We start from the raw sequence: 25,553 nt of genomic DNA on the forward strand, positions 1-25,553 counted from the left end.
GACGCCACGGTCGCACCCTCCGGCGTCGGGTCAGCGCAGGGCCCGTGCCTTGCGTGCCGCCTTGGCCGCGGTCTTGTCCGCCGCCGTCTTCCTCGCGGGCGCCTTCTTCGCGGGCGCCTTCGTGGCCGCGGCCTTGCTCGCCGCCGCCTTCTTGGCGGGCGCACCACCGACCGACGCCGGGACGGTCCGGGATCCCTCCGGGCCCTCCTGCGTGACCGGGAGGACCTGCGCGAGGAAGCGACCGGTGTGACTCTCCGGCACCGCCGCGACCTGTTCGGGGGTGCCCTCGGCCACGACGACGCCACCGCCGGCGCCACCCTCGGGCCCCATGTCGATCACCCAGTCGGCGCTCTTGATCACGTCGAGGTTGTGTTCGATCACGATGACGGTGTTGCCCTTGTCGACCAGCCCCTGGATCACCAGGAGGAGCTTGGTGATGTCCTCGAAGTGCAGACCCGTGGTGGGCTCGTCGAGGATGTAGACGGTCCGTCCACTCGACCGCTTCTGCAGCTCGGCCGCGAGTTTGACCCGCTGCGCCTCACCGCCGGACAGCGTGGGTGCCGACTGGCCCAGACGCACGTACCCCAGGCCGACCTGCGAGAGGGTCTTGAGGTACCGGTGGATCGAGGTGATCGGCTCGAAGAACTCGCACGCCTCCTCGATGGGCATGTCGAGCACCTCGGCGATGGTCTTGCCCTTGTAGTGCACCTCGAGGGTCTCGCGGTTGTACCGGGCGCCGTGACACACCTCGCACGGGACGTAGACGTCCGGCAGGAAGTTCATCTCGATCTTGAGCGTGCCGTCCCCCTGACACGCCTCGCAACGGCCGCCCTTGACGTTGAACGAGAACCGCCCCTGCTTGTAGCCCCGGACCTTGGCCTCGGTGGTCGCCGCGAACAACGTCCGGATCTTGTCGAACACCCCGGTGTACGTGGCCGGGTTGGACCGCGGGGTGCGACCGATCGGTGACTGGTCCACCTGGACCAGCTTGTCGAACGACTCCACCCCGTCGATGCGGGAGTGCCGTCCGGGAACCTGGCGCGCCCGGTTGAGCTGGTTGGCCAGCGAGGTGGCGAGGATGTCGTTGACGAGCGTGGACTTGCCCGAGCCGGACACGCCGGTGACGGCACACAGCACACCGCCCGGGAACACCACGTCGACGTTCTTGAGATTGTTCTCGCGTGCCCCGCGCACGTGGAGGATCTTCTCCGGGTTCAGTCCACGCCGCGTGTCGGGCACCGCGATCGACCGCCGCCCCGCCAGGTAGTCACCCGTGAGCGACTCCTCGCTGGCCAGCAGCCCCTCGTAGTCCCCGGAGTGCACCACCCGTCCGCCGTGTTCGCCGGCCAGGGGTCCGATGTCCACGATCCAGTCCGCCGCGCGGATGGTGTCCTCGTCGTGCTCCACCACGAGCAGCGTGTTCCCCAGGTCCCTCAGCCGGACGAGAGTGTCGATCAGGCGACGGTTGTCCCGCTGGTGCAGACCGATGGACGGCTCGTCGAGCACGTAGAGCACGCCGGCGAGACCGGACCCGATCTGGGTGGCCAACCGGATGCGCTGGGCCTCCCCGCCGGACAGGCTGCCCGCCACCCGGTCCAGGGACAGGTAGTCCAGTCCCACGTCGAGGAGGAAACCCATGCGGGCCTGGATCTCCTTGAGGACCCGGCCGGCGATCATCGCCTGGCGGGAGTCCAGTTCGAGGCCGTCCAGGAACTCGGCGCAGTCCGCGACCGACATCCGGGAGATGTCGGCGATCGACCGGTCACGCCCGCCGGGGCCGGTCATCGTGACGGCGAGGATCTCCGGCTTGAGACGGGTCCCCTCACAGGCGGGGCACGGCACCTCCCGCATGTACCCCTGGTAGCGCTCCTTCTGCGACTCCGACTCCGTCTGCTCCAGTCGGCGTTTGAGGAACGACATGACGCCCTCGAACTTGGCGTCGTAGGTCCGGACCCGGCCGTAGCGGTTCTTGTACCGCACCCGGACCTTCGTCGACGCCCCTCCGAGCACCGCCTTGCGCACCTTGGCGGGCAGGTCCTGCCAGGGGGTGCGCAGGTCGAAGCCCAGGTCGTCGGCCAGTCCCGAGAGCAACTGCTGGAAGTAGTCGGCGCTCTGGCCTCCCGACCACGGGGCGATCGCGCCGTCCGCCAACGACCGCTCGGGATCGGGTATCACCAGGTCGGGGTCCACCTCGAGGTGCGAGCCGAGCCCGTCGCAGACCGGGCAGGCGCCATAGGGGGAGTTGAAGGAGAACGCGCGGGGTTCCAGGTCGTCGAGCCCGATCGGGTGGCCGTTGGGGCAGGCCATGTGCTCGGAGAACCGGCGCCGCCGGCCGGGGTCGGCCTCGTCGAGGTCAACGTAGTCGATGACGATCACCCCGTCCGCCAGTCCCAGCGCGGTCTCGACGGAATCGGTGAGCCGCTGGCGGGAGGACGGTTTGGCGGCGAGGCGGTCCACGACCACCTCGATGTCGTGCTTCTCCTGCTTCTTGAGCGTCGGCGGCTCCGCGAGGGTGTGGAGTTCTCCGTCCACCCGCACGCGGTTGTACCCGTCGGCCGCGAGTTGGGCGAAGAGGTCGACGAACTCGCCCTTGCGGGTGCGCACGACCGGCGCCAGCACCTGGAACCTGGCGCCCTCCTCCCCCTCGAGGATCTGGTCGACGATCTGCTGAGGGGTCTGACGCGAGATCACCTCTCCGCACGTCGGACAGTGCGGAACACCCGCCCGCGAGTAGAGCAGACGCAGGTAGTCGTAGACCTCAGTGATGGTGCCCACCGTCGACCGGGGGTTCCGGTTGGTGGACTTCTGGTCGATCGACACCGCCGGGGAGAGTCCCTCGATGAAGTCGACGTCCGGCTTGTCCATCTGACCGAGGAACATGCGCGCGTAGGAGGAGAGGGATTCGACGTACCGACGCTGCCCCTCGGCGAAGATGGTGTCGAAGGCCAACGAGGACTTGCCGGAGCCCGACAAACCCGTGAAGACGATCAGGGAGTCGCGCGGGACGTCGATGTCCACGCCCTTGAGGTTGTGTTCCCGTGCGCCGCGGACGACCAGACGGTCCACCATGGGTACTCCTTCCGAGGGGGATGTCGCCACGGACCCGTGGCGGTGGCCGTGCGCGCCGCATGGCCGCCGTCCCGCAGACGAAGGTACCAACGAACCCCGACACGCTTACCACCCCGAACCGCCGTCGCCGCCAGTAGCCTGCAATTATGTCGAATCCCACCGAGTCCGTCCCCGAGCACATCACCCTCACCGAGGGCTACTCCGGCCGCCTGGGTGGCCGCCTGACCGGTGAGCGCTGGACCGTCGGCCCGGCCCGGTTGTCCAAGATCTCCGTCGGGGAGATGGACAACAACGTCTACGTGATCGAGTCCGTCTCGACGGGCGCGGCACTCCTCGTCGACGCCGCGAACGACGCCCCCCAGCTCATCGCGCACCTGCAGGCGCACGCCCCCGGGGTGAGAGAGGTGGTCACGACCCACCTGCACGCCGACCACTGGATCGGCCTGTCGGAGACCGTCGAGGCCCTCGGCCTCACCACCATCGCCTCACCCGGTGACGCCGGGGACATCCACGTACCGACCGACCGCCACGTCTCCCACGGTGACGAGCTCGTCGTGGGGGACCTGCGCCTCGGGGTGATCGGCCTGCGGGGTCACACCCCGGACGGCATCGGGCTCCTCCTCCGCACCGAGGAGGGGACCCACCTGTTCCCCGGGGACTCCCTCTTCCCCGGCGGACCGGGCAAGACGGGCACCCGGGAGCAGTTCGACACCCTCATGGACGACCTCGAGTCCCGGGTCTTCGCCGTGCTCGAGGACGACGTGGTAGTCCACCCCGGGCACGGGGACGACACCACGCTCGGGGCCGAGCGTCCGAACCTCGGCACGTGGCGAGAGCGCGGCTGGTGACGCCCGACGGCACCGACCGACCGGCCGATCAGAATCGTTATCCGGCCCCCGTCACAGCTGATCGTCCCAGCGCATCACACAGGTCCGTAGGGTCCGTGGCGGGGGACGATCCTCCGACCGGAGGCGCCGGGCCGGGGTTTTCACTAGGTTCGACCACGCATCCCAATTCCCAGGAGGAACGATGATCCGACGACTCGCACGACCCATGCTCGCCACGGTGTTCGTCATCGACGGCGTGGAGACGCTACGCAATCCGCAGGCCCATGTGGCCAAGGCGGCCCCGCTCGTGGACAAGGCCGCACCCCTGGTGGAGAAGGGCGAGCAGGCCGTCAACGAGCACGTGACGACCTCCGTGCCGCCGGTCACCAAGGACACCGAGACCCTGGTCAAGGCTCTCGCGGGAGTCAAGGTCGGTGCCGGTGTGCTGTTCGCGCTCGGCAAGGCCCCCCGCCTGTCGGCCCTCGCCCTCACGGCGTCGCACCTGCCCACGACCGTCACCCGCAACGACTTCTGGGCGGAGTCCGACCCCGCCGCCAAGAGCCGCAAGACCACCGGTCTGGCGACCGACGTCGCCCTGCTCGGTGCGCTCCTGCTCGCGTCGGTCGACACCGCCGGCCAGCCGGGCCTGACGTGGCGTGCCCGCAAGGCCGGGGACAAGGTCTCGGCCAAGCTGCCCGGCGCCAAGGCCGAGTCCGTGGCCGCCGGCGCCGCGATCGCGGGGGTCGCCCACAACGTGGCCGACCACGCCCGCGGTGTCGCCGACTCCGTGAAGGACAAGGCCCCCGAAGTCGCGGACACCGTCCGCGAGAAGGCCCCCGAGGTCGCCGACCAGGTCCGTGGTCAGGCGTCCGGCGTCGCGGACGTGGTCCGGGCGAAGGCCCCGGAGGTCGCCGAGCTCCTCCGTGAGCGGACCGCGGCGGCACGCAAGCAGGCCGCCCCGATCGCCGCCCAGGTGAGGGACCAGGCCGGCGTCGCCGCCCACGTCGCCGCCGAACAGGCCGCGGAGACCCGCGAGGTCGCCCGCGACCGCGCGGCCCACGTCCGGGAGGTCGCCGCCGCGCGCGCCGACAAGGTGGACACCAAGGACCTCCGAAAGTCCGTCGAGTCGGCCAAGAAGAAGGCCCGGAAGGACGCCCGGAAGAAGGTCACCACCGCCAAGAAGACGAGTGACCGCGCCCGGAGCAAGGCCGCGGCCGCCATCCGGCCCTGACGATCCGCTCCCCCGGTGCCCGCGCACCGGAAGTCGACGACCCCGCCCCCACGGGCGGGGTCGTCGGCGTCGGTGGGCCCTGCGCGAGACCCGGTAGCCTGGTTGTCCTGCACTGCGCGGTACACCCACCCGATGCGCAGTCCCCACCCGAGAGGAGCGCGCATGACGGGACACGACGCCGTCGACGAGGAACAGCGCCACCTCGGCCGTCTCCTCGATCGTCTCGAGGAACTCCGGGCCGACACCCGGGCCCGCCTCGACGCCGTCCTCCGGGGCACGGGGGGAACTCCTCAGGCGCGATCGGAGCGGGAGTCGTTCGCGCGGCTCTATTCGTCGGAGCTGGCGGCGTTCAACGCCGCCAACCTGGGCCTGTACTTCGGTCGGCTGGACATGGAGGACGGAGAGGTCCGGAGGATCGGGCGCGTGGGACTGAGGGACGACGACGAGGACCTCACCCCGCTCCTGCTGGACTGGCGCGCGGACCACAGCCGCCCGTTCTATCTGGCCACCACCGCCCGCCCCGAGGGCGCACACCGTCGTCGTCATCTCCGCACGATCGGCAGGAGGGTCATCGGGGTCCACGACGAGTACCTCACCGCACCCGTCGACGGTGAGGTGCCGGAGGATCACGACGACGTCGTGGGGGAATCCGCCCTGATCGAAGCCCTGGACAGCGCGCGCTCCGCTCACATGACGGACATCGTCGCGACCATCCAACGCGAGCAGGACGAGATCATCCGCAACCCCCACGCCGGTGTCCTGGTGGTCCAGGGCGGGCCGGGGACGGGGAAGACCGCCGTGGCCCTTCACCGTGCGGCCTACCTGCTCTACACGCACCGCCGGAGGCTCGACCGCAGCGGAGTGCTCATCGTGGGGCCCAACGCGCGGTTCCTCGACTACATCGCACGCGTCCTGCCGTCGCTCGGCGAGTCGGGAGTCGTCCTGCGCACACTCGCCGACCTCTACCCCGGGGTCCGTGCCACCGGTTCGGAGACTCTCCGCGGCGAGGAGGTCAAGGGCTCGGCGGACATGGTCGACATCCTCAAGGCCGCCGTCCGCGCCCGCCAGTTCGCCCCGGGGGCGGACGTGGTGGTGCGGTGCGAGGGACACGACCTCGTCCTCACGCCCGACGTGGTCCGCGCCGCCCGCGGCCGGGCCCGGATGACGCGGCGACCGCACAACCAGGCGCGTTCCACGTTCGCGGCGAGGATCATCGACGCTCTCACGGAGCAGTACGTGGCGTCCCTGACCGATCCCGTCGGGCACGCGGAGGACGCCGCCTGGTCCCCCGAGGGCGACGGGGTCGGGGATCTCGGGGACCCCGCCCGGCCGCTGCTGGACGCGGAGGACCGGGCCGCGCTGCGCACCGAGGTCGAACGCGCGCCCGAGGTCCTCGCCGCGATCGACGAGTGGTGGCCCACCCTGCGGCCGGAGCAATTGTTGGCCGACCTGTTCTCCAGCCGCGAGCGGATCTCCGAGGCGGCCGGCGACTATGTGGCCGAGGACCAGGAGGCCCTCTTCCGCGCCGACGGTGGGGCGTTCTCGGTGGCCGACGTCCCGCTCCTCGACGAACTCGCCGAACTGCTGGGCGAGGACCCCACCGAGGAGGGCAACGAGGCGGACCGAGCCTGGGCCGAACAGGTCCGTCAGGCGGAGGAGGCGCTCGAGATCCTCACCGGGTCGGCGGTCCAGGACATCGAGGACGACCTGGACCCGGAGGTCCTCATGGCGTACGACGTGGTCGACGCGGAGTCGCTCGCCCGGCGGCACAGTGCGGACTCGGACCTCACCGTCGCGGATCGTGCCGGCGCGGATCGGACGTGGGCGTTCGGTCACGTGATCGTCGACGAGGCGCAGGAGCTGTCCGCCATGGCGTGGCGCGCGCTGATGCGCCGCTCCCCCAATCGCTGGATGACCCTCGTCGGGGACGTCGCCCAGACCTCCAGCCCTGCGGGCATCGACTCGTGGGAGGACGCGCTCTCGCCGTACGTGGACGACCGGTGGGTCCTCTGCGAGCTCACCGTCAACTACCGCACCCCGGAGACCGTCTCCGCGGTCGCGGAACAGCTGCTCGCGCAGATCGACCCGGGGGCGACCTCGCCGCGCCCGGTACGTGCGGGACGACGGCCTGTCGCGTGGCTCGAGACCGACACGGGCTCGGTGGGCCGGGTGGTGGCCGACGAGGTCTCCCTCGTGCCGGAGGACCGGGCCGTGGCCGTGCTCCTCCCCGATGACCTCGGGCACGAGAACGCCCCCGGGATCGCCGCCCTCAGGGACGCCGTGATCGCGGCGCGCCCCGACGCCTCGGTCCTCCCCCTGGCCCTGGCCAAGGGACTCGAGTTCGACGTGGTGGTGGTGGTCGATCCGGAGCACGTCCTCGGACGTTCGCCGCAGGGGCTCCAGGATCTGTACGTGGGGGCCACCCGCGCCACCCAGGAACTGGTCCTCGTCCAGCCCGGTCGGTTCGGGCCACTGCTCTCACGGATCCGCGAGTCCGTCTCCGACGACACAGAGGAGCTCAGCGCATGAGCGACCACGCGGTGCGGATCCCGGCCGCCGTGGCGTTGTGCGCGGTCCTCGCGGTGGGCGGCGGTTGCGGGCCCGCGGAGGAGGCGACCGACCGGACCGTGAGGGCGGAGACCACCGGTCAGGGCGCCGAGGCCGAGGCCGGGGGGCCCGCCGCCGTCGGCCCGAGAGGCCCTGCCAGGAACGGCAGCGAGCAGGATTTCCTCGACGACCTGACGGCGTTCGGACTACCCACGGAGATGACCGCGGCCACCACCGTCGAGGTGGGGATAGGGATCTGTCGGAGCATCTCCGACGGGTCCGACACCGAGACCATCCTCGATCACCTCCGCCCGCTCACCAGCGCGATCGCCGCGCAGGATCCGGAGCGCGACACCGCGGAGGTGGGCCGGGCCATCATCGATGCGAGCCGGGCCCACCTCTGCGGTTGACGCTCCCCGGTTCACCGATCCGGGTCGCCCGGACCCGGGTCGCCCGCCGGCTCAGGTCGTGTGGACGATGAGCACGTCGCAGACGGCCCGGCGGGCCGCATCCGCGGGCACCGACCCCAGGAGCCGGCCGGTCAGCGAGTTGAGGCCCTTGTTCCCCACGACGAGCAGATCCGCGTCCACCTCGTCGGCCAGCTTGATGAGCGATTCGACCGGCGCGCCCTTGACGGTGCGCGCCTCGACCGTCGACGCCCCTGCGGCGACCGCCCGGTCCCTGGCGGTCCGGACGATGTCCTCGGCCGGGTTGTCACCGCGGATCTGATAGGCGTCGTCGCCCAGCTGATCGGCGGCCTGGCTGACCGAACGCGGATCGGCGGGCACGTAGGCGCAGGCGATCACGAGGGTCGCGGACTCGTCGGCGGCAAGCGACGCGGCACGATCGACGGCCCGGTAGGACGACTCCGAGCCGTCCGTACCCACGACCACCTTCTTGTAGGCGCTCAATTCTCTTCCTCTCGTCGGCAACAAGTTCTACCCAGCGTAGTGCGCGTGGGTCCCCGCCGTGCCCGGTAAGCGCGCGACGTCACAGTGACGGGTCAGTCGATTCCCGCCTCGCGCATCCCCTTGAGCTCTTTGCGCAGCTCGGCGATCTCGTCCCGGAGCCGTCCCGCCAACTCGAACCGTAGGTCCGTGGCCGCCGACATCATCTGCTCGGTCATCTCCCCGATGAGCTTCTCGAGTTCCTTCCGTGGCCGCGCCGACTCCCCCGCCGCCCGTGCACCCACGAGCTCGGGGCGGTCCCGCGGATCGGAGGACGACTCCCCGTCCTTGTCCTCCCCGACCCTGTCGAGGATGTCGGCGATCTTGCGCCGCAGGGGCTGCGGGTCGATGCCGTGCTCGGTGTTGTACGCGACCTGCTTCTCGCGTCGACGGTCGGTCTCCTCGATGGCCTGTCGCATCGCCTCGGTGACGGAGTCCGCGTACATGTGGACCTCGCCGGAGACGTTGCGGGCCGCACGGCCGATGGTCTGGATGAGCGAGGTGGCCGACCGGAGGAAACCCTGCTTGTCGGCGTCGAGGATCGCCACCAGCGAGACCTCGGGGAGGTCGAGTCCCTCCCGGAGCAGGTTGATGCCCACCAGGACGTCGTACTCGCCGCGTCGCAGGTCGCGGAGCAGCTCCACCCGTTGCAGGGTGTCGATCTCCGAGTGCAGGTAGCGCACACGCACACCGAGTTCCAACAGGTAGTCCGTGAGGTCCTCGGACATCTTCTTGGTCAGGGTGGTCACCAGCACCCGCTCGTCGCGATCGGCCCGGGCGCGGATCTCACCGAGGAGATCGTCGATCTGCCCCTTGGTGGGCTTGACGACGATCTTGGGGTCCACCAGCCCGGTGGGACGGATGACCTGTTCGACGAACTCGCCCCCCGTCCGTCCCATCTCGTATGCGCCGGGGGTGGCCGACAGGTACACGGTCTGACCGACCCGGTCGGAGAACTCCTCCCAGGTGAGCGGTCGGTTGTCGAGCGCTGACGGGAGCCGGAAACCGAAGTCCACGAGATTGCGCTTGCGGGAGGCGTCGCCCTCGAACATCGCGCCGATCTGGGGAACGGTCACATGGGACTCGTCGATGACCGTGAGGAAGTCCTCGGGGAAGTAGTCGATCAACGTGGCCGGGGAGCTGCCCGCTGCGCGACCGTCGATGTGCCGCGAGTAGTTCTCGATGCCGGAACAGAATCCGACCTGCTGCATCATCTCGATGTCGTACGAGGTGCGCATCCGCAGTCGTTGGGCCTCCAGGAGTTTGCCCTGGTTCTCCAGCTCCGCCAGCCGCACCTCCAGTTCCTCCTCGATCGAGGCGATGGCCCTGGCCATGCGGTCGGGTCCGGCGACGTAGTGCGTCGCGGGGAAGATCCGTACCTCGTCGACCTTCCGGACGACGTCTCCGGTCAGGGGATGGATGTAGTAGAGGGCGTCGACCTCGTCACCGAAGAACTCGATGCGCACGGCGAGCTCCTCGTAGGTGGGGATGATGTCGACCGTGTCACCCTTGGCGCGGAACGTCCCGCGTGTCATCGAGACGTCGTTGCGCTCGTACTGCACGTCCACCAGCAACCGCAGCAACCGGTCGCGTTCGACTTCCTGGCCGACGGCCAGGGAGACGGACCTGTCCAGGTAGGACTGTGGTGTGCCCAGACCGTAGATGCACGAGACCGAACTGACGACGACGACGTCGCGCCTCGACAGCAACGACGACGTCGCGGAGTGCCGGAGCCGCTCCACGTCGTCGTTGATGGACGAGTCCTTCTCGATGAAGGTGTCCGTCTGGGCGATGTACGCCTCGGGTTGGTAGTAGTCGTAGTAGGAGACGAAGTACTCGACGGCGTTGTTGGGGAGCATCTCCCGCAACTCGTTGGCCAACTGCGCGGCGAGGGTCTTGTTGGGGGCCATCACCAGGGTCGGCCGTTGGACCTGCTCGATGAGCCAGGCCGTCGTGGCGGACTTACCGGTACCGGTGGCCCCGAGCAGCACGATGTCCCGCTCTCCCCGCCCCAGCCGCTCGGTGAGCTCGGCGATCGCCGTCGGCTGGTCCCCGGACGGGACGAACTCGCTGACCACCTCGAACCGGTCGGTGGTGCGCTCGACATCCCCGATGGGACGGAACTCGGAATAGGAGAGGACGGTCGGGTCTGCGGGGATCCCGTCGTCGGGGATCTCGGTCGCGAAAGCCATACCGCCAGCTTACGAGTCGTCGCGCACCCCCGCCTCTCGACGAAAGACCTCCGGCGCCTCAGGTTGCTATTACTCTGCACTGGAGCTCCCCTCAACTCGCTGCCCTCGTCTGGAGAAGCCGTGTCCCGGAACACCCCTCGTCGTCGTCCCCGTCTTTCCCGGCGGACACCCTCACCCCTCGCGGCGGGCACGGTCGCCGCACTCGCGATCGGCGCGTTGTCGGTGCTGTCACCCGTCGCGGCGGCCGCACCGTGTGACCCGTGGCCTCCGGCCGGCGGGACCGGCGGGATCGGCGGATCGGGCTCCCTCTCCGGATCCGCCGCCACGCCGGTCGCGACCCCGGCGACCCCGTGGGCGAACGGGGCGAGTGGCTACATCCCCGTCCTCCAGGGCCGCACCACGACGGTGGAGCTGCTCACGGGACCCACGAGCCCCAACAGGACCGTCGAACGGTTCGGCATCTCCGGCACCGACCTGGGCATCCTGTGGGAGAACGGGAACGCCTCGAACCCGCAGATCATGATGGCCCTGGGTGACACGATGGGCGACTGCCGGCTACCCGGCACCCAGTGGCGCAGCAACATCCTGTTCCGCTCCTCCGACCGCACGCTGTCGAACGGGATGCGGATCGACGACGCGCCGATGGAGCGGGCCGGTCTGGCCAAGTCCATACTCCCCCGCTCGAACCTGCCCGGCGAGGTGACCGTCATCCCGACCGCCGGTGTGGAGGTGGACGGTACGCAGTACCTCCGGTACATGTCCGTCGCCAGCTGGGGCGACCCCGGCGAGTGGGTCACCAACTACTCGGCCCTCGCGGCCTCGGGGGACAACGGGGAGAACTGGACCCCGGTGGCGGGCACCGCCCGCACCGGGACCGGGAGCGCGCGGCTCATACCGGCGAACCTCGGGGCCCCGTTCACGACCCACACCGCCGGTCAGATGAGCGCGTTCCTCAAGCACGGCGGCTTCGTCTACGAATACCTGACCCCGCCGGGCCGCAGCGGCGCGGTGACACTCGCCCGCGTGCCGGAGCGCTCCATCAGGGACATGTCCGCATACGAGTTCTGGAACGGGGCGGGGTGGGGCCGCGACCACCGCTCCGCGGCGACCGTGATCCCTCCCCGCGTGAGCGAACTGTCCGTCTCGTGGAGCGCCCGGCTGGGCCGCTTCATCACCCTGTACACCAACGGCAACAACGACATCGTGATGCGGCAGGCCGCGACGCCCGAGGGGCCCTGGTCCGGAGAGGACATCCTCCTGTCGTACCGGCACGTGCCCACCCTGTACGGGGCCTTCATCCACCCGTGGAGCCCGGCGGTCGAGACGGTCGGGTCCGACCTGTACTTCACCATGTCCACCTGGGACGCCTACAACGTCTTCCTCATGAAGACCGACCTGAACCAGATCCCCGCGCGGACCCTGCCGGGCGCCACCACCCGGATGCGCGTCGCGGACGACAGCTGGACCCGCGACACCCCGGATCCGGCCGAGACCGGTGAGACCGTTCTCGTCGACCGTCTCCCCATCCCGAGGGCCTGATGAGCCGGGCGATGCCGCGACTGGCCGCGGCGGCACTCGTCGCCGTCTCGGCGTCAGTCACCACGCTCGCCGGCATCGGGGCCGGCACCGCCACGGCCGGCCCGTGCAGCGTCATGTTCGGCAACTTCGGCTCTCTGCTGGAGAACCAGACCGGCGCCGGCATGGCGGGCGGTTCGCTGGGGTCCACCGGCTCGGCGTCCGCCGGTCCACTCGGATCGGCCTCGCGGGCCATGGGCTCGGCGGACCGCTCGGGGTCACTCGTCCGGCAACTCGAGACCGGGTCCCTGGGCAACGGGCTCTCCGGCTCACTGAACACTGTCACCGGGTCCGTCTACGGGATGCCCCCCTGGATCACCGGAGAGGAGGGCACCGTCCCCGTCCTCCGCGGCCCCACCCGGTTCCTCCAGCTCGTCACGGGGCCCACGAGTCCCACCGAGTCGATCAGCCGCTACGGGGTGGCCGGAACCGATCTGGGCATCATGTGGGACAACGGGCACGCCACCGAACCGGAGATCCTCATGGCCTTCGGGGACACGATGGGTGACTGCACCGTCCCCGGGAGCCAGTGGCGGTCGAACGTCCTGTTCCGGTCGGGTGACACCGACCTCGGCGACGGAGTGCGGATCGACTCCGCGGCCACCGGTCCCGACGGCCTGGCCAAGTCCATCGTTCCCCGGTCGGGACTACCCGGGGAGGTCACGATCATCCCGACCGCGGGGATCGCGGTCGAGGGAGTCCAGTACCTGCGCTTCATGTCGGTCGCCCACTGGGGCCAACCGGGGTCGTGGACCACCAACTACTCGGGGTTGGCCTATTCGACGGACAACGGCGAGAACTGGGCCGTCGTGCCCGCCCTGGCACGGCCGATCACCTCCGCGGTCCCGGTCGGCGACGGCGCACCCCCCGTGGACCCCGTCTGGCGGGACTCGCAGATGAGCTCCTACCTCAGGACCGGCGAGTACCTCTACGAGTATCTGACGCCGTCCGGGCGGCAGGGCTCCGCGATCCTCGCCCGCGTACCGCTCGCAGGGTCCCCGTCGGCGGAGGACCTCGACGCAACCGGCGGGGCACCGCCGACCGCGGGACTCCTCGATCCGGCCGCCTACCGGTACTGGGACGGCACGGACTGGGTGGCCGACCCCTCGGATGCCGAGCCGGTGTTGCCCCGCCCGGCCAGCGAGCTCTCCGTGATGTGGAACGACTACCTGGGCAAGTACGCCGCGATGTACTCCCAGGGCTACAACTCGGTCGTGCTCCGCACCGCGGACCGCCCGGAGGGCCCCTGGACCGGGCCCACCGTCCTGGTGGACTACTCCGTGCTCCCCGGCGTCTACGGCGCGTTCATGCACCCGTGGGCCCAGGGTGAGGATCTGTACTACCTGGTCACCACCTGGAATGCCTACAACGTGTTCCTCGTGCGCACCAGCCTGTCCGAGGTCTTCCCGCCCGCACTCCGCAGGGCCGCGGCCCCCGCCGGGCCCGCGGCCACCGAGGTGATCAGGCACGTGCCGGTGTCCGAGCTCGTCGGCGGCGCGGTCCCGACGGAGTGACCGCGGCGGAGTGACCATAGTCGGGTGAGCTCAGCGGGGTGACCACTGTCGGGTGAGCTCAGCGGGGTGACCACTGTCGGGTGAGCTCAGCGGGGTGACCACTGTGGGGTGAGCAGGGCGAGGTGACCGCGTCGAGGTGACCCCTCAGCTGTCCGACGCCTCACAGAGGGTCCGCTCCCACTCCCGGGTCTCCTCGCGGTCGGCCCGGCGGAGGATCTCCGAGTACTCCACCCGCGCGCTCGGATCCGATCCGATGGCCTCGGCTATCAGCAGGGCGAACTCGTGTTCCGGATCGTCCTCGGCGAGGATCGACACCTCGAGCGGCCGGGCGGGGTCACACCAGTGCAGGAGAGGACGTTCGGCGGAGCGGTCCCGGACGTATCCCGCTCCGGTCAGGAGCGCCAGCGCACGCTCCACGGTCGCCTCGTTGGGCACCGTCACCTGCAGGTCCACGATGTCCGGCGCATCGAGACCGTCGACCGCGGTGGGGCCCACGTGATCGATGCGGGTCGCGACGTCCCCCAGCACGTGACGCAACCTCGCCGTCGCCCTCGCCGCCTCCGCCGCCCATTCCGGCCGGAACGGCACCACTGTCCGGTCCCCCACCACAGGTGTGCCCGTCCGCAGGTTGTGCTCGAAGGGCCGCAACCGTAGCTCGACGAGCATCCGGACGATCTCCCGAACCGGTTCGCGGTCGCCGGAGTTGTCGATCAGGACATCGGCTTCCGCCCGACGGGCCTCGTCCGTCGCCTGACGGGACATTCGCGCGCGGGCGTCGTCCTCCGGCATACCCCGCTGCTCCACCAGTCGCCGGAGTCGGATCTCCGCCGGGGTGTCCACCAGGATCACCAGGTGGTAGGCGGGAGTCATCCCGCCCTCCACCAACAGGGGCATGTCGTGGACGACGATCGCGTCCTCGGGCGCCGAACCGAAGAGTTCGGCAGTGCGCTCCCCGATCAGCGGATGGGTGATCGCGTTGAGTGCGGCGGTCCGCTCCGCGTCGACGAAGGCACGAGCGGCGAGCGCGGCCCGATCGAGAGCGCCGTCCGGCCCCACGATGTCGTCGCCGAACTCGGCGACGAGCATGGCCAGACCCGGGGTGCCCGGTTCGACGATCTCCCTCGCGATCCGGTCCGCGTCGACGATCACCGCACCGGCCTCCGCGAGCACTGCCGTCACCGTCGACTTGCCGGCTCCGATTCCACCGGTCAGACCCACCATCAGCATGGGTCGAAGTCTAGGTGACCGGGGTCTCCCCCGGCCGCCGCGGCATCTCCCCCGGCACAAATAGACCACGGCCCCGGTCGGCGACCCACCGTGGTGGGACGACCGTCCGGGGCCGTGGTCCGGGCCGTCAGGCGCCCGTGGCGCCGTCAGACCGCGAGGTCACTCACCGCCGGCGAGCTTCGCCCGCAGTGCGGCCAGCTGCTCGTCGGACGCCAGCGAACCACCGGTCGACTCGGCCGGGCTGCTGGTCTCCGCAGCAGCGGGACGGGACGACGACGGGGCGGACTCGGACGAGTAGTTGGTCGGCGCGGCCTCCGCGGCCTCCGCGGCAGCGGCGCGACCCTTCTCGATCTGACCGGTGTGCATCTTGTGACGACGCTCGGCCTCCGCGTAGCGGTTCTCCCACTCCTCACGCTGCTTCTCGAAGCCCTCGAGCCATTCGTTGGTCTCGGGATCGAAGCCCTCGGGGAAGATGTAGTTGCCGGCCTCGTCGTAGCTGTCGGCCATGCCGTACTTCGACGGGTCGAACTCCTCCGTGTAGTCCTCGTCCGCCTGCTTGAGCGAGAGCGAGATACGGCGACGGTCGAGGTCGATGTCGATGACCTTGACCATGGCGTCGTCGTTGACCGTGACGACCTGGTCCGGGACCTCGACGTGGCGCTCGGCCAGCTCGGAGATGTGGACGAGGCCCTCGATGCCCTCGTCGACACGCACGAACGCGCCGAACGGGACGAGCTTGGTGACCTTGCCCGGCACGATCTGACCGATCGCGTGGGTCCGGGCGAAGTGCCGCCACGGATCCTCCTGGGTGGCCTTGAGCGACAGCGAGACGCGCTCGCGGTCCAGGTCGACGTCGAGGACCTCGACGGTGACCTCCTGGCCCACCTCGACGACCTCGGACGGGTGATCGATGTGCTTCCAGGACAGCTCGGACACGTGGACGAGACCGTCGACGCCACCGAGGTCGACGAACGCACCGAAGTTGACGATCGAGGACACGACGCCCTTGCGGACCTGGCCCTTCTGCAGCTGGTGCAGGAACTCGGAGCGGACCGCGGACTGGGTCTGCTCGAGCCATGCACGACGCGAGAGCACGACGTTGTTGCGGTTCTTGTCCAGCTCGATGATCTTGGCCTCGAGCTCCTGCCCCACGTAGGGGAGGAGGTCGCGGACGCGGCGCATCTCCACCAGGGAGGCGGGGAGGAAGCCACGGAGGCCGATGTCGAGGATCAGGCCACCCTTGACGACCTCGATGACGGTGCCCTTGACGGCCTCGTCCTTCTCCTTGAGCTCCTCGATCGTGCCCCAGGCGCGCTCGTACTGGGCGCGCTTCTTGGACAGGATCAGACGGCCGTCCTTGTCCTCCTTGGTCAGGACCAGGGCCTCGACCTCGTCGCCCACCTCGACGACCTCACCGGGGTCGACATCGTGCTTGATGGAAAGTTCGCGCGAGGGGATGACACCCTCGGTCTTGTATCCGATGTCGAGCAGGACCTCGTCGCGGTCGACCTTGACGATCGTGCCCTCGACGATGTCGCCATCGTTGAAGTACTTGATCGTGGCGTCGATGGCGGCGAGGAAGTCCTCCGCGGAGCCGATGTCGTTGACGGCTACCTGCGGCGAGGTGGTTTTGGTGGTCATAGGGTGGGGTGCTCCGGAGTGGATAGGAATCGTAGGTGGACAGATGTTCGCGAGCGTGTACGCACGCGACGGTCAACTGTACTCTGCCAGCGTGACGTCCACAAACCCCCCCGACCACGGCGAGTCCGTCCGCGCCTCCCGCACGTGGTGGGACACCGAAGCGGTCGAGTACCACGACGAACACGGCGACTTCCTCGGTGCCCACTCCCCCGATGGGGAGTTCGTGTGGTGCCCCGAGGGACTCCACGAGGGCGACTGGGCTCTCCTCGGTGACGTCGCGGGCCGCGACGTCCTGGAGGTCGGCTGCGGTTCCGCGCCGTGCTCACGGTGGATCGCCGGCCGCGGGGCCCGCGCCGTCGCCGTCGACCTCTCCGCCGGGATGCTCCGCGAGGGCGCCGAGGCGGCGGGCAGGTCGACGGGTCCGGCGGCCCGGGTGCCGCTGATCCAGGCCGATGCCGGCCGCCTGCCGTTCGCCGCCGACAGTTTCGACGTCGTGTTCTCCGCGTTCGGGGCGATCCCCTTCGTGGCGGACACCGCCGGGGTCATGGCGGAGGCGGCACGGGTGCTCCGTCCCGGCGGACGGTTCGTCTTCTCGGTCAACCACCCGATGCGGTGGATCTTCCGTGACGATCCGGGCCCCGAGGGACTCGTGGCCGCGTTCCCGTATTTCGACCGCACGCCCTACACCGAGTACGACGAGGAGGGCGACCTCACCTACGTCGAACACCACCGCACGGCTGGTGACCGGATCCGGGAACTGGTCGGTGCCGGGTTCGTGGTCCGGGACCTGATCGAGCCCGAGTGGCCGGAATGGCTGGACCGTGAATGGGGGCAGTGGAGCCCGCTGCGCGGCAGCATCTTCCCCGGCACCGCGATCTTCGTGGCCACTCTCCCCTGACCGCCGGCGACACGACCGTGGGGCCGGCTACAGGATCTTGGACAGGAAGTCCTGCGTCCGCTGGTGCCGGGGCGCCCCGAGCACCTCGGACGGGTGCCCGGCCTCGACCACGACTCCGTCGTCCATGAAGGCGATCGTGTCGGCGACCTCCCGGGCGAAACCCATCTCGTGGGTGACCACGATCATGGTCATTCCGGCGTCCGCGAGATCCCGCATGACGCCCAGGACCTCACCGACCAGCTCGGGGTCCAGCGCGGAGGTGGGCTCATCGAACAGCATGAGCTTGGGTTCCATCGCCAGCGCGCGGGCGATCGCCACCCGCTGCTGCTGACCACCGGACAACTGGGCCGGATAGGCGTCCACCTTCGCCGAGAGCCCGACCTTCTCCAGCAGGACCCTGGCCCGCTCCGTGGCCTCGGCCCTCGACTCGCCCTTGACCAACATGGGCGCCTCGATGACGTTCTCCAGGGCGGTGCGGTGCAGGAACAGGTTGAAGTGCTGGAACACCATCCCGATGTCCCGGCGTTGCCTGGCCGCGTGCCGGGGCGAGATCTCGTAGAGCTTGTCGCCCTTCTCCCGGTACCCCACCAGGTCGCCGTCGACGTACAACCGACCGGCATCGACACGCTCGAGGTGGTTGATGCACCGGAGGAAGGTGGACTTGCCGGACCCGGACGGCCCGACCAGGCACAGCACCTCCCCGGCGGCCACCTCGATGTCGATGCCCTTGAGCACCCTCAGCGAGCCGAAGCTCTTGCAGACCTGCTCGGCCCTGACCATCGGAGTCATGGCATTCCTCCCGACTGGTCGGTCCCTCTGGCCGCGGCGAGCCCGGAGGGGGTGAGGCCGTCCGCTTCGGCCAGCGCCCGCAACTGCTTCGCCGTGAGCTGGCGGGTGGCGCCGCGGGAGAACTTCTTCTCCAGGAAGTGCTGCCCCACCATGAGCACACTGGTGATCACCAGGTACCAGGTGGCTGCGACCAGCAGCAGCGGGATCGGCTGGAAATTGACCCCGGAGATGTCGCGGGCCTGACCGTAGAGCTCGCCGGAGAACGGGATGGCCACGACGAGTGAGGTGGTCTTGAGCATCGAGATCAACTCGTTGCCGGTCGGCGGGATGATCACCCGCATGGCCTGCGGAAGGATCGTCCGGCGCATCGTCTGTCCCCACGACATGCCGAGCGCGGTGGAGGCCTCGGCCTGGCCCTCCGGAACGGACGAGATACCCGCCCGCACGATCTCGGCCATGTAGGCGGCCTCGTTCATGGCCAGACCCACCACCGCCAGCCAGAACGCCGAGTACAACACCATCGTGTCGTCGAAGCGCACGATCTGGAAGTCGGTGAAGGGGATGCCGAACTGGACCTGCCGGTACAGCGTGAAGATCAGGCCCCAGAACAGCAGCTGGACGTAGATGGGTGTTCCGCGGAAGATCCACAGGTACACCCAGGCCACGGCCTTGAGCACCGGGTTGCTGCTCATCCGCATCACCGAGAGGATGACCCCCAGGATGACGGCGAGGATCATCGACAGCACCGTCAGCGCGATGGTGTAGAACACCGCCATGCCGAACCGGGTGTCGAACAGGTAGCGGCCGTAGGTGCCCCAGCCGTAGGCCGGGTTGGTCGCGGCGCCCCAGATGAACAGGAACACCAGGACCAGGACGATGGTCGCCGACACCCACCGCCACGGGTGCCGGAGCGGCACCGCCTCGATGGGGTCAGGAGCGTCTCGGGGGGCCGAGGCGCGGTTCTGCGCGGTGCTCACCGACCGGTTCAGCCCTTCCGGATCTCGGCGTCGTCGATCAACCCGTCCTCGAGGCCCCAGTTCTGGGCGATCTTCTCGAAGTCACCGGTCTCGATGAGCTTGTCGGCTGCGGCCTCGAGCGCGGCGGCCAGTTCGGACCCCTTGCGCACGGGCCAACCGTAGGGGGCGGAGTCGAAGACGTCCCCGGCCAGCTGCATCTTGCCCTCGGACTGCTTGACGGCGTACGCCGAGATGGGCGAGTCGGCGGACATGGCGTCGACCTTGCCGAGCGCCACGGCGGTGGAGGCCTCGTCCTGGGAATCGAACTGGACCTTCTCGATCGGGGGATTGCCGGCGGCGACGCACGCCTCGCTGCGGGCGGGCACGTCCTCCTGGTCGGAGACCGTGGTGCGCTGGACCGCCACGCTCAGGCCGCACGCGTCGTCGGGGTCGAGGTCGGTGCCCGCCGCCGATGCCCACTGGATGCCGGCCTCGAAGTAGGTGACGAAGTCGACGGTCTGCAGCCGCTCGTCGTTGACGGTGAACGACGAGGCGCCCATGTCCATGGTGCCGCCCTCGATGGCGGGGATGATCTTCTCGAAGTCGGACTCGCGGAACTCCGCACGCAATCCCATGAGCTGGGCGGCGGCGGTCATCACGTCGATGTCGAAGCCGACGATCTCGCCCCGCTCGTTCTTGAACTCGTTGGGCGCGTACGGCGGGTTGGTGCCGATCACCAGCACGCCCTTCTCGCGGATCTCGGCCGGTACGAGGGCGGCGATCTCGTCGTCCGTCTCGAGCGAGACCTCCTGCCTCGGCTCTCCCGAGTCCTCGGGCCCCTCGGTGTTGGTGGTGCAGCCGGTGAGCGCGAGGGCCGCGGTGGCGGTCAGTGCCAGTGCGGCACGGAGGCCGCGCCGTGAGGTGAGGGTCATGTGCGTGCCCTTTCAGGCGTCGGGTAGCCGAATCGGCAATGAACCTAGTGTCGTGCGTGTGAAGTAGTTTTACAGTTGGGTTTGTGAAATCATGGGGCATGGCGAATCGACCTGCCCCGGCATTGATGTTGCGTCCCGGCGCCGAAGTCTCTGGGCGTGACCCACTGGTCGTCGCGGCTGCTGGCGTCCCGGTTGAAGGTCTCGGCCTCGACGGTGGTCACGGCGTGGCGTGCCTACGGGATCAAGCCGTGGCGCTCGGAGTCGTTCCGGTTCTCCACCGATCCTGAGCTGGTCGGCAAAGTCACCGACATCTGCGGCCTGTACCTGGCGCCGCCGGAGAACGCGATCGTGTTGTGCGTGGATGAGAAGTCCCAGATCCAGGCACTGGATCGTACTCAGCCGATCTTGCCGATGCAGCCCGGCCTGATCGAGCGGCGCAGCCACGACTACGTCCGGCACGGCACCAGCACCCTATTCGCGGCGCTGGACATCGCCACCGGTCAGGTCACCGCCGCACTCAAACCGCGTCACCGGAACCAGGAGTTCCTGGCGTTTTTGAAGCAGATCGAGCGGGCGTACCGTCATGTCGTCGATGCCGACGGTCAGCCAGTTGAGCTGCACCTGGTGATGGACAACTACGCCGCCCACAAGCACGCAAACGTCAAGGCCTGGCTGGCCGAAAATCCCCGGTTCAAGGTCCACTTCACACCCACCCACGCGTCGTGGATGAACCTGGTCGAGGTGTGGTTCGGCATCGTCGAACGCCAGGCCATCCGCCGTGGGATCTTTACATCCGTCAAGGACCTCAACGCGAAGATCCGCGCCTTCATCGACGGCTGGAACCACCGATCCCACCCCTTCGTCTGGACGAAAACCGCCGACGAAGTCCTCAAGAAAGCCAACCGTAAGAAGACTTCAAATGCGGACCACTAGGGCATACGTCGAGCACCACAAAACGCACCGCCCGCTTTTGGCGTCAGTGGTTACCCACTGGTTACTCAGTGGGCCGCGGAGTCCCAGTCGGGCCCCGTGCCCGTGGAGACGTCCAGCGGGACGTTGAGTTCGATGGCGGAGTACATCCGGTCGACGACGAGCTCGCGGACCTCCTCGAGTTCGCCCTTCGCCACCTCGAGCACCAGTTCGTCATGGACCTGGAGCAACAGACGGCTCTGCAGCCCCCGCTCGTCGAGGTCCGCGTCCACCTTGAGCATCGCCGCCTTGATGATGTCCGCGGCGGTGCCCTGGATCGGGGCGTTGAGGGCCGCACGCTCGGCGTTCTCGCGCTTGAGCCGGTTGTCCGAGTTGAGCTCGGGCAGGTAGCGCCGACGACCGAACAGCGTCTCGGTGTAGCCGTCACGTCGGGCCTGGTCCACCACCGCGTGCAGGTAGTCGCGGACTCCCCCGAAGCGGGAGAAGTACGCGTCCATCTGCTCGCGGGCCTCGGTCTGGCTGATGCCGAGCTGCGCGGCCAACCCGAACGCGCTGAGCCCGTAGGCGAGCCCGTAGCTCATGGCCTTGACCCTGCGCCGGAGCTCGGGGGTGACCTGGTCGATCGGCACCCCGAACGCCCGGGAGCCGACGAAGGAGTGCAGGTCCTCGCCGGTCCGGAACGCCTCGATCAGTCCTTCGTCACCGGACAGGTGCGCCATCACGCGCATCTCGATCTGGCTGTAGTCGGCCGTGAGCAGGCAGTCGTAGCCCTCGCCCACGACGAACGACCTGCGTATCCGTCGGCCGTCCTCGGTGCGGACCGGGATGTTCTGCAGGTTCGGATCGGTGGAGGACAACCGCCCGGTCGCGGCGACCGTCTGGTTGAACGTGGTGTGGATGCGCCCGTCGTCCCCGATGGACTTGATCAGCCCCTCGACGGTGGTGCGCATCTTGGTCGCCTCGCGGTGCAGCAGCAGTGCCTCGAGGAAGGCCCGTCCCGGGGTGTCCCCGGTTTGTTTGGAGAGAAGCTCCTCCAGCGCCTTGGCGTCGGTGGTGTACCCCGTCTTGGTCTTCTTGGTCTTGGGCATGCCCAGGGTGTCGAACAGCACCACCTGGAGCTGCTTGGGCGAACCGAGGTTGATCTGCTCGCCCCCGATCGCGGCGTAGGCCGCCTCCGCCGCGTCACGCCCACGGTCGGCGAACCCGTCGCGGAGGTCGTCCAGGGCCGACGAGTCGACCGCGATTCCGATCGACTCCATCCGCGCGAGCACCGGCACGAGCGGCAGTTCCATATCCGCGAGCAGCTGCGCACCGTGCACCTGCTCCAGCTCCACGTCGAGGCGCTCGGCGAGGTCGATCACGGCCCGGGCGCGGGTCGCCGCCGAGTTGGCCGCCTGCTGCTCGGCCTCCGACTCGTCGACCTCGTCCAGCAGCGACAGTTGTTTCTCCGCCGCCTCGGGCTCCGGGAGCTCACGCTGCAGGTGGCGCTGGAACAACTCCGCCAATCCGTAGCTGCGCTGACCGGGACGGACGAGATAGGCGGCGAGTGCCACATCCAGCGTCACACCGCCCAGGCGGAGGTCCCGGCCCATCAGCGCGTGGGTCGCGGCCTTGGCATCGTGTACCGCCTTCGACACCGCGTCGTCGGCCAACCACGCCTGTAGAGCCTGGTCGTCGGCGGGGCCGATCCGTGCGAGGTCGATGTGTCCGGAGGCTCCGCCCGCCGCGGCCACGGTGACCGACTGTGCATCCCCCGCGCCCGGTCGTGAGGGACCGACGACGACGAGGCCGTGCCGACTCCCGGCCGGCGCGTGGGCCGCCAGCCAGTCCGAGACCTCGCCCGCCCGCAGGACGGCGGCCTGCTCGATCTCGATCTCCGGCACCGGCTCGGGTGCGCCTTCCGGGAGGAACGCGGAGAGGAACCGGTCGCGGGCCTGGGGACCGAACTCCAGCCGGTCGAACAGGGCGTTGACGTCCGCCCGTTCGGGCAGGCGCCTGGTGAGTTCATCCAGCTGGACGCCGAGGTCGAGGTCCCGGGTGAGTTCGGTGATGCGGCGGTTGAGCTGCACCTGCGGGAGGTGCTCGCGGAAGCTCTCCCCCACCTTGCCCTTGACCTCGTCCGCGTGCGCGATCAGTTCCGACAGGCTGCCGTACTGGACGATCCACTTCGCCGCCGTCTTGTCGCCGACCTTGGGCACGCCGGGGAGGTTGTCGGAGGTGTCGCCCCGCAGCGCGGCGACGTCCGGGTACTGAGCGGGGGTCACCCCGTATTTGGCCTCCACCGCCTCGGGGGTGAAGCGGGCGAGCTCCGAGACTCCCTTGACCGGGTAGAGGACGGTCACCGCGTCGGAGACCAGTTGCAGCGCGTCGCGGTCCCCCGTGCAGATGAGTGTGTCGGCCCCTGCCGCCTGGGTGGCCAGGGTCGCGATGATGTCGTCGGCCTCGTGGCCCTCCAGGGACAGGGTGCGGACCCCGAGTGCCACCAGCGCCTCCTGGATCAGCTCGACCTGTCCCTTGAACTCCTCGGGGGCCGCCGAGCGCGTCGACTTGTACTCCGGGTACTCGGCCGTCCGGTGCAGGGTCGCCCGGGAGACGTCGAACGCCACCGCCAGGTGGGTGGGCTCCTCGGTGGTGACCAGGTTGGCGACCATCGACAGGAATCCGTAGACCGCGTTGGTGTGCTGCCCGGAGGCCGTGGAGAAGTTCTCCGCGGGAAGCGCGTAGAACGCGCGGAAGGCCAGCGAGTGCCCGTCGAGGAGCAACAGACGGGTGGGCCCGTGTGCCTCGGCGGCGTCGGTGGACGCGGTGGTGGCGGCGGAACTGGCTTCGGCGGTCTGGCTCGTGGTGCTCACACGGCCACTCTAGGGCGGGCGTCGGACAGCCGCTCACCGGTCGTCGGTTAGACTTTCCGACCAGCGGCTCGCCGCGTTCGCCCCCGTAGCCCAATTGGCAGAGGCAACGGATTCAAAACCCGTCCAGTGTCGGTTCGAGTCCGACCGGGGGCACCACTACGCCGCAGCTCATGCCGAAGTCATCGGCTGGTGTGAGGCAACGGAGATCTCCGTCGAACTCCTCTGGTTGGCACGTATTCTCCGGCCTAGCTGCTTCCGAACAGTGCCAGAACCGACGATCCGGATCCGGGCGCCGGGACCACGGGAGGCGGCGTGGAGAGATCGGGGTCGGGTGCCGGAATCGTCACCCGCGTAGGAGGTACGAGACCCAGGTAGGCCGTCGTCGACAACAGGCGACTGTCGGTGGTGCCGTCCCCGCCCTCACACTGCCACTCGATACCGAGCGGTCCGACCCCCGCGTTCTGCACCAGTTCGACCGTACTGTTCGGCGATACGGTGACAGTGGGCCCCGGGTACGGAGCGAGGTTGTTGTAGGTGCCATCAGCGTCGGTCGGACGGGCTTCGAAGGAGCAGTCGAACGATGACGTGCTGGACCTGTTCGTCCAGGTGGTCTTCAGCGACCACGCGGCGTACCCCTTCTCCGCCGTTGCTGCCAGTGAGATCGGTCCACTGTCCGGCGCCGGGGGCGGAGGCGTGTACCCGGGAGGGCCTGCCAGCGGCGTCCCGGTGGAACCCGCCAGGTCAACCCCGATGGCGTCGGTGAAGATCGCGCCTGTGACATCGGCGTAGATCCTCGCACCCGTCAGATCCGCGCCCGTGAAGTCCGCACCCGTCAGGTCGGCCATGTTGAACTGTGCGTTGGTCAGATCGGCGTCAGCGAATGTCGCGTCCCGTGCGTTGGTCTGCCACAACCGGGCACCGGTGAGGACTGCGCCCGTCGCGTCCAGCATCTGCATACCGGCATTGGTGAAGTACGCGCCGACGGCGGAGACCGATCGCAGATTCGCGGCAGCCAGGTCAGCACCGGAGAAATCGGTGCCTACGGGGAATGCGCGCCCCTCCATGTTCACGCGTTCGAATTCTCCACTCACCCAGAGCACGTCGACGAACGGTGGGGTGGAGAGGTCGTAGCCACTCAGGTCCGCACCGAAGCAACTGGCATTCACGCCTTGGACATAGGGCAGGGTGCACCCGGGGACGGTGACACCGCTGCTGTCCACGATCGGGTCCGCCGGAGCGGCATACGCCGCGGGCAGCGCAGGCCAGAGCAACGCCGCGACGACGAGCGCCACGACGCCCACCCGTAGTGCGCCCCGCCCTGATACTGACCCGAAGCACATGACAGACGTGGAAATCGGTGGGATTCCTGACGCTCTGGCCCTCGACCGGGGAAGACCCCCGTGACTACGCCAATGGTTACCACGGA

General features: G+C 69.2%; 17 protein-coding genes, 1 tRNA gene and 1 pseudogene. 9 read left to right on the forward strand and 10 right to left on the reverse strand.

The features are described from left to right. Window positions 1-30: 30 nt before the first annotated feature. Complete coding sequence (uvrA, locus tag CEY15_RS02870; protein WP_095717219.1) at window positions 31-3,069, reverse strand: excinuclease ABC subunit UvrA; 3,039 nt, start codon at window positions 3,067-3,069, stop codon at window positions 31-33. 146 nt (window positions 3,070-3,215) lie between these two features. Between uvrA and CEY15_RS02875 the strand changes: the two genes are divergently transcribed. The 4 genes from CEY15_RS02875 to CEY15_RS02890 all read left to right on the forward strand — a co-directional run bounded on the left by CEY15_RS02875 (window position 3,216) and on the right by CEY15_RS02890 (window position 8,084). After that, window positions 3,216-3,917, forward strand: a complete 702-nt coding sequence (locus CEY15_RS02875; RefSeq protein WP_095717220.1) for an MBL fold metallo-hydrolase — start codon at window positions 3,216-3,218, stop codon at window positions 3,915-3,917. A gap of 181 nt (window positions 3,918-4,098) precedes the next feature. Beyond that, window positions 4,099-5,127, forward strand: coding sequence for a DoxX family protein (locus CEY15_RS02880; RefSeq protein ID WP_095717221.1), 1,029 nt, complete (start codon window positions 4,099-4,101; stop codon window positions 5,125-5,127). Window positions 5,128-5,289: 162 nt separating this feature from the next. Next, window positions 5,290-7,656, forward strand: coding sequence for a HelD family protein (locus CEY15_RS02885; protein WP_095717222.1), 2,367 nt, complete (start codon window positions 5,290-5,292; stop codon window positions 7,654-7,656). Next, entirely contained in the window at window positions 7,653-8,084 is a 432-nt protein-coding gene (locus tag CEY15_RS02890) for a DUF732 domain-containing protein (protein ID WP_095717223.1), read from the forward strand. The genes CEY15_RS02885 and CEY15_RS02890 overlap by 4 nt, the downstream gene beginning before the upstream one ends. 51 nt (window positions 8,085-8,135) lie before the next feature. On the opposite strand, the gene CEY15_RS02895 is transcribed toward CEY15_RS02890, so the two are convergent. Then, the gene (locus CEY15_RS02895) at window positions 8,136-8,585 is read right to left on the reverse strand and encodes a universal stress protein (protein WP_095717224.1); all 450 of its coding nucleotides are present in this window, start codon (window positions 8,583-8,585) and stop codon (window positions 8,136-8,138) included. A 92-nt stretch (window positions 8,586-8,677) separates the two neighbouring features. Beyond that, entirely contained in the window at window positions 8,678-10,813 is a 2,136-nt protein-coding gene (gene uvrB / locus CEY15_RS02900) for an excinuclease ABC subunit UvrB (RefSeq protein WP_095717225.1), read from the reverse strand. 120 nt (window positions 10,814-10,933) lie between these two features. Between uvrB and CEY15_RS02905 the strand changes: the two genes are divergently transcribed. After that, the gene (locus CEY15_RS02905) at window positions 10,934-12,352 is read left to right on the forward strand and encodes a DUF4185 domain-containing protein (RefSeq protein ID WP_095717226.1); all 1,419 of its coding nucleotides are present in this window, start codon (window positions 10,934-10,936) and stop codon (window positions 12,350-12,352) included. Then, window positions 12,352-13,902 carry a DUF4185 domain-containing protein gene (locus tag CEY15_RS02910; protein WP_095717227.1) on the forward strand — a complete coding sequence of 517 codons (1,551 nt, stop codon included), beginning with the start codon at window positions 12,352-12,354 and terminating at the stop codon, window positions 13,900-13,902. Before CEY15_RS02905 ends, CEY15_RS02910 begins: the two co-directional genes overlap by 1 nt. A 144-nt stretch (window positions 13,903-14,046) precedes the next feature. Here the strand turns inward: CEY15_RS02910 and coaE are convergent, their stop codons facing one another. Continuing rightward, window positions 14,047-15,129, reverse strand: coding sequence for a dephospho-CoA kinase (gene coaE / locus CEY15_RS02915; RefSeq protein ID WP_095717228.1), 1,083 nt, complete (start codon window positions 15,127-15,129; stop codon window positions 14,047-14,049). A 159-nt stretch (window positions 15,130-15,288) separates the two neighbouring features. Next, window positions 15,289-16,770, reverse strand: coding sequence for a 30S ribosomal protein S1 (gene rpsA, locus CEY15_RS02920; RefSeq protein ID WP_095717229.1), 1,482 nt, complete (start codon window positions 16,768-16,770; stop codon window positions 15,289-15,291). A gap of 43 nt (window positions 16,771-16,813) precedes the next feature. On the opposite strand from rpsA, the gene CEY15_RS02925 reads away from it, so the two are divergent. Further along, window positions 16,814-17,668: a class I SAM-dependent methyltransferase gene (locus tag CEY15_RS02925; RefSeq protein WP_095717230.1), complete on the forward strand. Its 855-nt coding sequence runs from the start codon at window positions 16,814-16,816 to the stop codon at window positions 17,666-17,668. Window positions 17,669-17,695: 27 nt separating this feature from the next. Here the strand turns inward: CEY15_RS02925 and CEY15_RS02930 are convergent, their stop codons facing one another. The 3 genes from CEY15_RS02930 to CEY15_RS02940 are packed head-to-tail and all read right to left on the reverse strand — an operon-like array spanning window position 17,696 to window position 20,345. After that, window positions 17,696-18,457 carry an amino acid ABC transporter ATP-binding protein gene (locus CEY15_RS02930; RefSeq protein WP_095717231.1) on the reverse strand — a complete coding sequence of 254 codons (762 nt, stop codon included), beginning with the start codon at window positions 18,455-18,457 and terminating at the stop codon, window positions 17,696-17,698. Then, complete coding sequence (locus CEY15_RS02935; protein ID WP_095717232.1) at window positions 18,454-19,434, reverse strand: amino acid ABC transporter permease; 981 nt, start codon at window positions 19,432-19,434, stop codon at window positions 18,454-18,456. The genes CEY15_RS02930 and CEY15_RS02935 overlap by 4 nt, the downstream gene beginning before the upstream one ends. A gap of 8 nt (window positions 19,435-19,442) precedes the next feature. Continuing rightward, entirely contained in the window at window positions 19,443-20,345 is a 903-nt protein-coding gene (locus CEY15_RS02940) for an ABC transporter substrate-binding protein (RefSeq protein WP_095717233.1), read from the reverse strand. A 135-nt stretch (window positions 20,346-20,480) separates the two neighbouring features. On the opposite strand from CEY15_RS02940, the pseudogene CEY15_RS02945 reads away from it, so the two are divergent. Further along, window positions 20,481-21,278 (forward strand): annotated as a pseudogene (locus CEY15_RS02945) (IS630 family transposase); the annotation flags it as partial. A gap of 65 nt (window positions 21,279-21,343) precedes the next feature. On the opposite strand, the gene polA reads toward CEY15_RS02945, so the two are convergent. After that, on the reverse strand, window positions 21,344-24,127 hold the full coding sequence (polA, locus tag CEY15_RS02950; protein WP_176475000.1) for a DNA polymerase I: 2,784 nt from the start codon (window positions 24,125-24,127) through the stop codon (window positions 21,344-21,346). Window positions 24,128-24,206: 79 nt separating this feature from the next. Between polA and CEY15_RS02955 the strand changes: the two genes are divergently transcribed. Further along, window positions 24,207-24,283: transfer RNA gene (locus tag CEY15_RS02955), tRNA-Leu, on the forward strand. An 89-nt stretch (window positions 24,284-24,372) separates the two neighbouring features. Here CEY15_RS02955 and CEY15_RS02960 read toward each other — a convergent pair. Further along, entirely contained in the window at window positions 24,373-25,419 is a 1,047-nt protein-coding gene (locus CEY15_RS02960; RefSeq protein ID WP_176475001.1) for a pentapeptide repeat-containing protein, read from the reverse strand. Between the last annotated feature and the right edge of the window lie 134 nt (window positions 25,420-25,553).

It is taken from the genome of Dietzia natronolimnaea (assembly GCF_002289575.1).
Taxonomy (GTDB): Bacteria; Actinomycetota; Actinomycetes; order Mycobacteriales; family Mycobacteriaceae; genus Dietzia; species Dietzia natronolimnaea_A.